Source organism: Nitrosospira sp. Nsp11 (genome assembly GCF_900142705.1).
Taxonomy (GTDB): Bacteria; Pseudomonadota; Gammaproteobacteria; order Burkholderiales; family Nitrosomonadaceae; genus Nitrosospira.
In genome coordinates, this window is the sequence record NZ_FRBV01000014.1 from 68282 (window position 1) to 78305 (window position 10024).

General features: G+C 52.7%; 9 protein-coding genes and 1 pseudogene. 7 read left to right on the forward strand and 3 right to left on the reverse strand.

The genetic code is table 11. The annotated features are described in order from the left end of the window. Window positions 1-263 precede the first annotated feature (263 nt). A complete protein-coding gene (locus tag BUA28_RS13045) occupies window positions 264-1316 on the reverse strand; it encodes a CAF17-like 4Fe-4S cluster assembly/insertion protein YgfZ (RefSeq protein ID WP_072768550.1) in 1053 nt (350 codons plus the stop codon). Between the two features lie 89 nt (window positions 1317-1405). On the opposite strand from BUA28_RS13045, the gene BUA28_RS13050 reads away from it, so the two are divergent. After that, a complete protein-coding gene (locus BUA28_RS13050) occupies window positions 1406-1945 on the forward strand; it encodes a protein YgfX (RefSeq protein WP_072768551.1) in 540 nt (179 codons plus the stop codon). A gap of 211 nt (window positions 1946-2156) precedes the next feature. On the opposite strand, the gene BUA28_RS16320 is transcribed toward BUA28_RS13050, so the two are convergent. Continuing rightward, the gene (locus BUA28_RS16320; protein WP_256598323.1) at window positions 2157-3041 is read right to left on the reverse strand and encodes a hypothetical protein; all 885 of its coding nucleotides are present in this window, start codon (window positions 3039-3041) and stop codon (window positions 2157-2159) included. Window positions 3042-3073: 32 nt separating this feature from the next. On the opposite strand from BUA28_RS16320, the pseudogene BUA28_RS16460 reads away from it, so the two are divergent. Both BUA28_RS16460 and BUA28_RS13060 read left to right on the forward strand, forming a co-directional pair. Continuing rightward, window positions 3074-3219 (forward strand): annotated as a pseudogene (locus BUA28_RS16460) (aminotransferase class V-fold PLP-dependent enzyme); the annotation flags it as partial. A gap of 235 nt (window positions 3220-3454) precedes the next feature. Next, the gene (locus BUA28_RS13060; RefSeq protein ID WP_072768552.1) at window positions 3455-4399 is read left to right on the forward strand and encodes a CysB family HTH-type transcriptional regulator; all 945 of its coding nucleotides are present in this window, start codon (window positions 3455-3457) and stop codon (window positions 4397-4399) included. 120 nt (window positions 4400-4519) lie between these two features. On the opposite strand, the gene BUA28_RS13065 is transcribed toward BUA28_RS13060, so the two are convergent. Further along, window positions 4520-6349: an ABC transporter ATP-binding protein gene (locus tag BUA28_RS13065; RefSeq protein WP_072768553.1), complete on the reverse strand. Its 1830-nt coding sequence runs from the start codon at window positions 6347-6349 to the stop codon at window positions 4520-4522. 341 nt (window positions 6350-6690) lie between these two features. Here BUA28_RS13065 and BUA28_RS13070 point away from each other — a divergent pair, with 341 nt between their 5' ends. The 4 genes from BUA28_RS13070 to BUA28_RS13085 all read left to right on the forward strand — a co-directional run bounded on the left by BUA28_RS13070 (window position 6691) and on the right by BUA28_RS13085 (window position 9841). After that, window positions 6691-7623 carry a zinc dependent phospholipase C family protein gene (locus BUA28_RS13070; protein WP_072768554.1) on the forward strand — a complete coding sequence of 311 codons (933 nt, stop codon included), beginning with the start codon at window positions 6691-6693 and terminating at the stop codon, window positions 7621-7623. After that, window positions 7620-8051, forward strand: coding sequence for a hypothetical protein (locus BUA28_RS13075; protein WP_072768555.1), 432 nt, complete (start codon window positions 7620-7622; stop codon window positions 8049-8051). The genes BUA28_RS13070 and BUA28_RS13075 overlap by 4 nt, the downstream gene beginning before the upstream one ends. 150 nt (window positions 8052-8201) lie before the next feature. Next, window positions 8202-9314 carry an ADP-ribosylglycohydrolase family protein gene (locus BUA28_RS13080; protein WP_072768556.1) on the forward strand — a complete coding sequence of 371 codons (1113 nt, stop codon included), beginning with the start codon at window positions 8202-8204 and terminating at the stop codon, window positions 9312-9314. Between the two features lie 173 nt (window positions 9315-9487). After that, on the forward strand, window positions 9488-9841 hold the full coding sequence (locus BUA28_RS13085) for a DUF1428 domain-containing protein (protein WP_072768557.1): 354 nt from the start codon (window positions 9488-9490) through the stop codon (window positions 9839-9841). Window positions 9842-10024 lie beyond the last annotated feature (183 nt).

The window sequence follows — 10024 nt, forward strand, 5'->3', positions numbered from 1 at the left end:
AGCTCCTGGCATTCCCCGACGGGAATGATTTGATGGTGTTACCTTGGCGACCAAATTGCCGGGCGTTTCCGCTTGGCAGTCCTGCCAGGAATGCCCCCTGTGCGGTGTGGCAACAGGCCTTTATCGGTTCGCTGCCCGTAAAAAAAGCCCATAAAGACATCAAATGCCGGGGCAGCAGGCCCCACTCAACCCTCCGCAACATTTCATAGCGGGACCCGGTTGCATGATGATGAAAAAAAACCTCCATAAAGTTGTCCCGTTCATTAGCTTAGTGGATAAGGTAGCGGCGTGACCTCCAGCGATGGGCCAGCCAGCGATTTCCAGTGAACCACTGCGGCCTCGACACTACTTGTCTGAATGACCGCCAGCACGTCGAAGCCGCCATCAGGGGAAGGTGATGCGTTGACTACCATGCCTATGGATTGTTCCCCCATATCAGCACCGAATAGCTCGTCTCCGGCCTCAACCGGGTTTTCGGATACCCTCGGCCGGATATTCGCCAGATACATGCGACGTTTGATTTTACCTAAATATTGACTGCGAGCCACGATTTCCTGGCCGGGATAGCAACCTTTTTGAAAACTCACTCCGCCGATGGCCTCCAGATTTGCCATTTGCGGCACGAACTGCTCCTGAGTGGCGGGAGTAATGATGGGAATACCGGCTTTGATTTCCAGCCAGTCCCAACAGGACGCACCCACCGGTATGGCATCCTTGCTCAAACCTTCCCATATTGCCGGCGCCTTCTCCGGCGCGACGACCAGTTCAAATCGATTCTGCGCAAGGCGAATGATGCTCGCCGATTCGCCTTGAATCACGCCGAGACGAGAAGCGGGAATCTGACCCAGATTTTTCCGCACCAACGCCTCGGCATCGTCCCCCGCCACGCCCAAACGAATCTGAATATCGCTGGTGTCGCCAAGCTTTACTTTGGCGCGCAACACATACATGGCCAAACGCTTCTGTATGCCTAGCCCCAGTTCTGCGGGCAATTGCATGACGTAACCGCCGCCATTGCTGCTACTCTGGCTCCAGATCAGAAAACTTGCCAGTAACCTGCCTTTCGGATTGCAATAGCCTCCATAAAGAGCAGCGGAAGCATTGACCTGGTTCACGTCGCAACTCAACTGCCCCTGCAGGAAAGATTGCGCATCCTCCCCCGAGAATTGGATCAGGCCAAAGTGTGAGAGGTCGCTTACTACCGTAGCGGAACGGGTACTCTCAAGTTCGGCGGCGTTATGGCCATAGTCGACGACGCGGCCATCCTGGATAATGGCGCCACGGTTGCGCAGATATGCTTGCCAGATAAGGTTCATACAGAACGATGTATGGCTATGGAAAGTATTAATTATAAAGCATACGCTGCGGATGAGCGGCAAATCGCCAGGAATGAGATAATTCGACCATGGCTGACTTCGTGCCTCCGTCTCTTCCCCCGCTACTGGTTGTCCGGCTCAAACCCTCCAGGCGCCTTGCCGTAATGCTGAGCTTCGCTCATTTCGCGGCGATCGGCCTGCTATGGCCGCTGATATTGCCCGCATCAGCCAAACTGACGGGTTCCGCCATGCTGATCTTCAGCCTTGTTTTCTACCTGAGGCGTTACGCTTTGTTACGCTCGCCAGATTCGGTAATGAATATCGAATTATCAGAAGAAATGATTTGCACGCTTGAAACACGTCGCGGCGACCGCATCGTTTGTGCACTCCTCGGCAGCAGCTTTGTCGCGCCTTATCTGACGTTGCTCGAACTAAAGCCGCTAAAGCGCCAGGAATACACAGAATTACCTTTCCCTCCAAGCCACCCGAAACGACGGCGAGGATTTTTCGCGCGCAGCATTGTGATTCTACCGGACGGAATAGATGCCGAACAGTTCAGGCAGCTGCGAGTGCTGCTGCGGTGGAAATGGAAAGATCCGAAGGAAAAAAACCTGACAGGCCCAGGTTGAGGTATATCGTTCCAATATGTGCCGAGCATGCTATATTCAACTGAGTACCCAGGCATAGTCCCAGACGGCTCGGGTACCGTCAAATATTGGCGCTACCATTGAACCGGCATTTCCAGAAATTTCCATTTTAATAAAGCAAAAGCTACGGCTTGAGCCAATCCAAAAAAATCGGGCCGAGTATCATCCGATACACTGGTTTTAAGCGCGGCGACTAGAAAAATACCAGCGAGGCGCTGCCGCTCAGACGTGTTACCGTGTAAAAATCTCGTTGTCCGCTTATTGATATGACCGAGAACTTGTGTATGGTCGTTATACCGAAAGTCTTGACGGGTACCGTCTGCTCTCCCGGTATCTGCACATGCGGCAGCAGGATGCTGAAAGTAGTTCCACCGGTATCGACAGTCATGCGGATGGTCACACTGACAAGGATGCCGACTTCGGTCTCGACACTACGAATCTCTTCTCCGCTAAAGCTGAGCGTCTGCTGCCGGTCTTGGTAGGTAAAACGCGGCTTTCCGTCAAAGCTGGTGGTTGAATATGTAACATGGAGATGCTTACCGCTGAGTTGATACTGGTTTGGGATCTGGGTGGCAGGCTGGTCCGGTTGCATGGATAACTCCTTCATTAAAGTTAATCTCGCAAGACGACGATAATAGGCCGCATTAAAGAGGAGGATTAGCTTATCAATATGCAGCGTAAAGGCGCTGGCTAGAGACGCTGGCTTTGCCAACTCCCACTGATAATATAGATCACGGCATTCAAAAAGCAAGAAACGAAAAAAGATCAACGAATCGAGAATGAGCCAGTGATACAGGTAACGCCGGTACAGTATCACTTTCAATTGCTCTGGATCTGCTCGAAAATTCCACCCTTGGGAAATGCATTTTCTGTGCTTCTGCCAGCCGCCAAAAACATCGTCGATGGTGAACAGCTCCAGGCGAGGGAACCGGTTCGCGTATCCGGCGCTCACATGCTCATCGCGGGGGCGAAAAAAATGCTTGCTTACAATGTCCTGAGGCAAGGGAGTATAGAGATAGTTAATGTAGGCGGCAGCCACACCGTGCCCTCCGTCCATATCGCCCGAGACAAGACTCATAGTGGGCTCGGCCACTATCGACGATGACGGCAGATGAGTATCGGAAACTGCTCGGATCACGTACCAGACTGGTGTCGTTCTCGCAGGTTCCAAACGCACTCGGTACCGTAAAGCCGGCCTGCGCCAGATGATTGAAATGGCTCACCGTGTCGGGGCTCGCGTACGGGTGGATGGTGCGGCGGCACGGGTAAAATCGCGACACCGTGCGTCCATCGCTGGCACTATGCAACACTTATGCGGATATCGATGTGCTGGTAGCGCCGCTGAACCGTCTGTACAGCGGCCGCTATAATTATTAAGCCAGCTTTGTAAAAGAGAAGTGAGTAAGTCTGCCTCATGTCAGAATATAAGTGGAAGGCTTCATCATTACGTGCGTTTGAGCAATGGCAGAATGACAATATGAGTTTAATAACATGAACTTTCAGCAACTGCGCATCATCCACGAAACAGTTCGGCAGAACTACAATCTCACCGACGCGGCAAACGCCCTGTTTACTTCGCAATCCGGCGTCAGCAAGCATATAAAAGATCTGGAAGATGAACTGGGCGTCGAGTTGTTCATACGCAAGGGGAAACGGCTGCTCGGATTGACCGATCCGGGGAAGGAACTGGTGAAGATAGTCGAACGCATCCTGCTCGATGCAAAAAATGTCAAGCGTCTAGCTGAGCAATTCAGCAACCGGAAGCAAGGGCGGCTAACCATTGCAACTACGCATACTCAGGCACGGTATGCCTTGCCACCGGTGGTGACTCAATTCAAAAAGGCGTTTCCACAGGTGCATCTCGTCCTGCATCAGGCTAGCCCCGACGAGATCGTATCGATGTTGCTCGACGGCCATGCAGATATCGGCATTGCCACCGAGGCGCTGCAGAGCGTTTCGGAGTTGGCATCCTTTCCCTACTACTCCTGGCATCACGCCGTCATCGTGCCGCATGGGCATCCATTGGAATCCGTCTCTCTCCTTACCCTTGAGGCAATTGCCGAGTTTCCAGTCATCACTTACCATGAAGGTTTCACCGGGCGGACAGGGATCGACCAGACATTTGCAAAGGCAGGATTGTTACTCGATATCGCGATGTCGGCACTGGACGCCGACGTCATCAAGACCTACGTCGAACTCGGGCTGGGAGTGGGCATTGTCGCCTCCATGGCGTTCAGCCCGGTGCGGGATACGAAGCTCAACCTGCTCGATAGCTCGCACCTGTTCGAAAAAAATACGACCAATATCTCCGTGCGGCGTGGCCACTACCTGCGCGGCTATGCTTACCGCTTTATCGAGCTGTGCCTGCCATCGCTGACGGAGGCGGCTATCCGCACAGGCGTCAAGCCCGAGGTGGACATAGAGCTGGGCACCTGAATTGAACCGCCTGCTTCGTACTCCCGGTCTCCGTCACATGACTTCAACCAGAACCTTTACTCTTGTTATTTCATTCATGCAGGATGGCGCAGTACAAGGTATGGCATGCGCCAAAACAAATTACACGTCGCCCCCCAGGAATCCGCCGCTTTGATGATTCCATAGCCGCGCGTAAAGGCCGTTGAGCGTTATGAGGCTTTGATGGTGGCCTTCTTCTACAATACGACCCTTATCTATCACGATCAGGCGATCCATCGCAGCTATAGTTGACAAGCGATGGGCGATTGCGATCACTGTCTTGCCTTGCATCAGTCGATACAAGCTGGACTGAATGGCTAATTCCACCTCGGAGTCCAGAGCGCTGGTCGCTTCATCGAGCAGGAGGATCGGCGCATCTTTCAGCATGGCACGAGCTATCGCAATCCGCTGGCGTTGACCACCCGAAAGCTTTATCCCCCGCTCGCCCACATGCGCATCATAGCCTTTACGCCCCATGGGGTCGGTCAGCCCGGCTATAAAATCGTGTGCTTCGGCTCTTTTCGCAGCGGCGATCATATTCTCATCGCTCGCATCCGGCAGCCCATATGAAATGTTATCCCTTACTGAGCGATGCATGAGTGAAGTATCCTGCGTGACCATGCCGATGTTGGCGCGCAAACTGTTTTGGGTAACATATTTAATATCCTGTCCATCGATCAATATGCGCCCCTGCTCGATATCATAAAATCTGAGCAGCAGGTTTACGAGCGTAGATTTACCTGCGCCTGAACGTCCAACCAGTCCAATTTTTTCACCCGGCTTGATATGTAACGAGAGGCGATCTATTACGGGTGTATCTCCTCCATAACAGAAGAGCACTTCCTCAAACTTGATATCAGCATTATTGATCCGCAACGGTTTTGCGTCAGGATAATCGGTTACCAGGTGCGCGCGGGATAAGGTATTGATACCATCTCTCACAGTGCCGACATGTTCGAATAGCGAAGCCATTTCCCACATGACCCAATGAGACATGCCGTTGAGCCGTAGCGACATTGCACCGACGACAGCAACCGCGCCGACGCCTATTTCACCCTTAGTCCATAACAGCAACGCCACGCCAACCGCACTGATGATAAGCGCCGCGCCCATGATCTGATTAACCGTCTCAAAGCTGCTGATCAATCGCATTTGGCTATGCACCGTTTTCAGAAACTCCTGCATAGCCGATCTCGCGTAGCTCGCTTCCCTGCCCGCATGAGAGAAGAGCTTGACCGTTGCAATATTGGTGTAGGCGTCGCTTATGCGTCCTGTCATGAGGGAACGTGCATCGGCCTGGGATTGAGAAACCCGGCTCATACGTGGAACAAAAAACCACAATGTGAAAATATAGAGGGTTAACCACGCCATGAAAGGCAGCAACATCCAGACATTGAAATTACCGACCACTGCAACCAGCGTAAAAAAGTAAATCGTTACGTAAACGAGGATGTCTCCCAGAATAAAACAGACGTCACGTAGGGCGAGAGCGGTTTGCATGACCTTGGCCGCTACGCGACCCGCAAATTCGTCCTGATAAAAATTCATGCTCTGATTTAGCATCAGCCGATGGAAATTCCAGCGTAGCCGCATCGGAAAATTTCCCCCTAATACCTGGTGTTTAATGAGATTTTGCAATCCGACCAATAAGGGGCTTGCCGCCAATATTCCGGCAAACAGGAGAAGCGTGTACCGTTCTTGTTGCCATAGCAGAGAAGGCGGGATTTCGCTGAGCCAGTCGACCACCTTCCCCAGTATTGCAAACAATATTGCCTCGAACGCGCCTATAAACGCGGTAAGCAGGGTCATCGCAACAAGATATCGTCTTACGCCATCTGTCGCTTCCCATACGAAAGATGAAAAGCGTTTTGGAGGAATTTTGTCCTGGGAATCTGGATAGGGATAAATCAGTTTTTCGAAGTAACTAAACATTTAACCTAAATCCGGTAGTTGACCGCTTATTTTATAGATCAGTGCTATGATTAATAACAATATTTCATATTATTTAACGTTCACCTTCCGGGTGAGGCCGCTACGGGTAAATCATCCAATAGCGGCTGTAACGGCAAAACCTCTGATTGCTAAAATGCATTAAATTTGATATTTGGCCGCCGCATGGCTACATTGAAATACGATTATGACCATCGCAGCCTGAAGCTGAAACAAAATATACAATAGCACCTATTCTCTAATGCGATATCCGATCAACGATCGCGGCGCCGTCCAGTCAGGCTGAATGGCATGCGGTCAAGGAAGTGGAATCTGGAGCATACATGCCTGGCGCCTATGCACATCTCACGCTGGTTAATCTGATCAGGGAACCGGTCCGGCTCGAAAGCCGCGGTTTAACGCCTGAAGCAATCGTTCCGGTACTGGATTACTTCCGGTTCTGCGAGCTTGGCGCGGTCAGCCCGGATTATCCTTATCTGGATCTCGCTCATCCCGATGCTTGTCAGTGGGCGGATAGAATGCATTATCAGAAAACCGGCGATATGATCAAAGCAGGAATTGATTTTATTAGAAAACTGAGCGGTGCATCGCAGCAGAAAACATTTGCCTGGCTGCTGGGATACACGAGCCATGTCGTAACAGATGTGACAATTCATCCCGTTATCGAGCTGAAAGTAGGCGAATATCAAAAGAACAAGGATAAGCATAGAATCTGCGAGATGCATCAGGATGCCTACATATTTCAGCGATTGAATATCGGTGAAATTGGTTTAGGCGAGCATCTGGATTCGGGAATCTGGGGATGCTGCGATAAACCCGACAGCGGAAAGCTCGATCCCATAATCGTCATGACCTGGCAACGAATGCTCGAGACATGCTATCCCGACCCCTATCAGCGCAATTCCCCGATCATCGACAACTGGCATGGCGCATTCAAGTTCATCGTTGACAAAGCGGAAGAAGGAGGCGCGCTTCCCCCCTTTGCGCGACACGTCGCCGCGAACATCGGGTTGACCTATCCGGCTATAGCCGATCTCGACAATCAATATCTGAAGGGTTTGGCCACCCCTCTCGGTTCGATGGATTACGATCAGATTTTCGAACGGGCGATGGAAAACGTCCTTACCGCCTGGTCATATATTGCCGGTGCGGTGTTCACGAACGATGACAAGTACCAGACGGCATCCGTCAACTGGAATCTGGATACCGGAAGAGACGTTGACGGCAACTATGTCTATTGGAAGAGCCCCGCATGAGCAGAACCACTGCTGCCAGCGCCATTAGCGTTACGATTACGATTGGTTTCCTGGCGGCCTGCACTGTCAGCCAGCGAGGCCCCGATAGTGAGGAAATGTATGTCAAAGCCTCCGCACTGACAAAACTATCGGCCGCGGTAGAGTCGACGGTGCGCTACAAAAACCCCCCACCCGGCCTTGGCGACAGCGAATTGCTGGAACTCGCCACCCGGCACGATCCGGTGCTACTGGAAAATTTTCAAGGTTATAAGCTCAGGGTGCTGCGGCAGGAACGCCACTCGGTTGTACTCGTATGCGACGCGACCGGCACCCGTGCTCTTCTGGAAGATGCGGGCTGTTCCGGGCCGATGGATCACGAGCGCTGGATCGGAAAGACGGAGGCATGCGAGTTCTCCATCGATACGAAACAGGTTTGTGGCGCAAATTGATACTCATATTCATTTACGCCCAGCCAGAATCAATGGAATATATAGTCTCATGCGACATTCCGTTTCCTCTGCAAACGCCGGGCCTACGTTTCCAACCTGTTTGACCTGTTCGTTCATAAATCCAGTTTGACCACGAGGAGGATCAGAACCATGGCCGAACCCGCCATTCAAGACCGTGCTGCCGGCGCCATCATGGGCGCCTTTATCGGAGACGCTCTGGGCCTTGGCCCTCACTGGTACTATGACCTGGAGGAGCTTCACCGCGACTACGGCGACTGGATCACAACTTATACGGACCCCAAACCGGGCCGTTACCATGATGGCCTCAAGGCAGGTCAGTTGTCGCAGGCAGGCATTATTCTCAGGCTCATGCTCCGTTCTCTCGTCGAGCGAGGCGGCTATGACGAAGCAGATTTCTGCAAGCGCATGGATGAAGAGCTGTTTCCTTTGCTTGATGGTACTCCAGCGAACGGACCTGGCGGATATACAAGTCAGTCCATCCGCAATGCCTGGCGCAAGCGCGTCCAGCAGAAACTGCCCTGGGGGCAGACGGGTGGCCATGCCGATACTACCGAAGCCATCGAACGCACGCTCGCCTTAGCCGTCCGCTATGCGACTCAGCCTCACGAATTGGCGACAGCTATTTCCGACAATACCCGCCTTACCCAGATCGACGATGTCGTGCTTTCGATGACGGTCGCTTACGGGGCGGTGCTCAGCCTCCTGGTGCAAGGGCATAAGCTCGATAAAAATCTGTCCAGCAAGCTGATGCAATTAGTGAAGACGGGCGAACTGCCTTTTCATGCGGTAACGCAATCAGATTTGCAACCGCCCCGCCCCGGGGACCCGGACCCGCCCGTCGCCGGGCGGTTCGCATCACCTGATGCCCTGCTGACACCCTCGTATGTTTCCATCGCCGCCACGGACCCGGGAATCCAGATAGACCCTCCATGGAAAGTGTCACTTGTATACGGCATGCCTTGCGCCATCTATCACCAACTTCCCGCGGCCTACTACCTTACTGCCCGCTTCCCTCAGGATTTCGAATCCGCTGTGCTGCACGCCGTAAATGGCGGAGGGCAAAACCAGGCTCGCGCCATTTTGACTGGGGCGCTAGCTGGAGCCCAAGCCGGGCTGTCGGGCATCCCCCAGCGCTTCCTCGACGGCCTGGAAGAAGGCGAAACACTCAGGCAGCTTGCAGTGGACCTGGCCGCGCAAGCAGGCACACCGCATGCCCCGCCAGAGAGAGCAAAAAAGCAGTAGCCCGGAAAACGATCGGAGAGGTACGCCCGGAGTGTGTGAGTCGAATGGCTCCTCTAGAAGCGCATAAGGATTCCCTTTTGCTACACTGGAACAAACAATGCAAGGTATTGTTTTTTTCGTTCGCTTTGGCTTTGGCGGTGTAGATTCGATTTAAACCATGGAGGAGATAAATCATGAACTACGTTGATGGATTCGTTGTCGCCGTGCCTACAGTCAATCGGGAAATCTATCGGGAGCATGCCGCAAAGGCTGCCATAGTATTCAAGGAGTACGGCGCGCTGAACGTCGTCGAGTGTTGGGGTGATGACGTGCCCGAGGGCAAGCTGACGTCATTTCCGATGGCGGTCAAGTGCCAGGCGGACGAGACGGTGGTGTTCTCGTGGGTGACGTGGCCCTCGCGTCAAGTGCGCGATGAAGCCTGGAAGAAGGTAATGGTCGACCCGCGAATGCAGCCGGAGGCCAACTCAATGCCATTTGACGGCAAGCGTCTGATCTACGGTGGATTCGAGGTGCTGGTAGAGGCGTGACATAGCCGTTTTTATGTTTGTATTATGCGCTCTCTGCTACTTTAGGAACGACAATAACAGTGCTAAGTATGGTTCTACCTGCTCCCCGTAATTAGTCGTCCCTGAAATACGTCCGTAAGCCTTACAGATATTAACGTTGAGGGGTATACAAGGTCTGAGGAAATTGCCAGAATTGAAGTTATT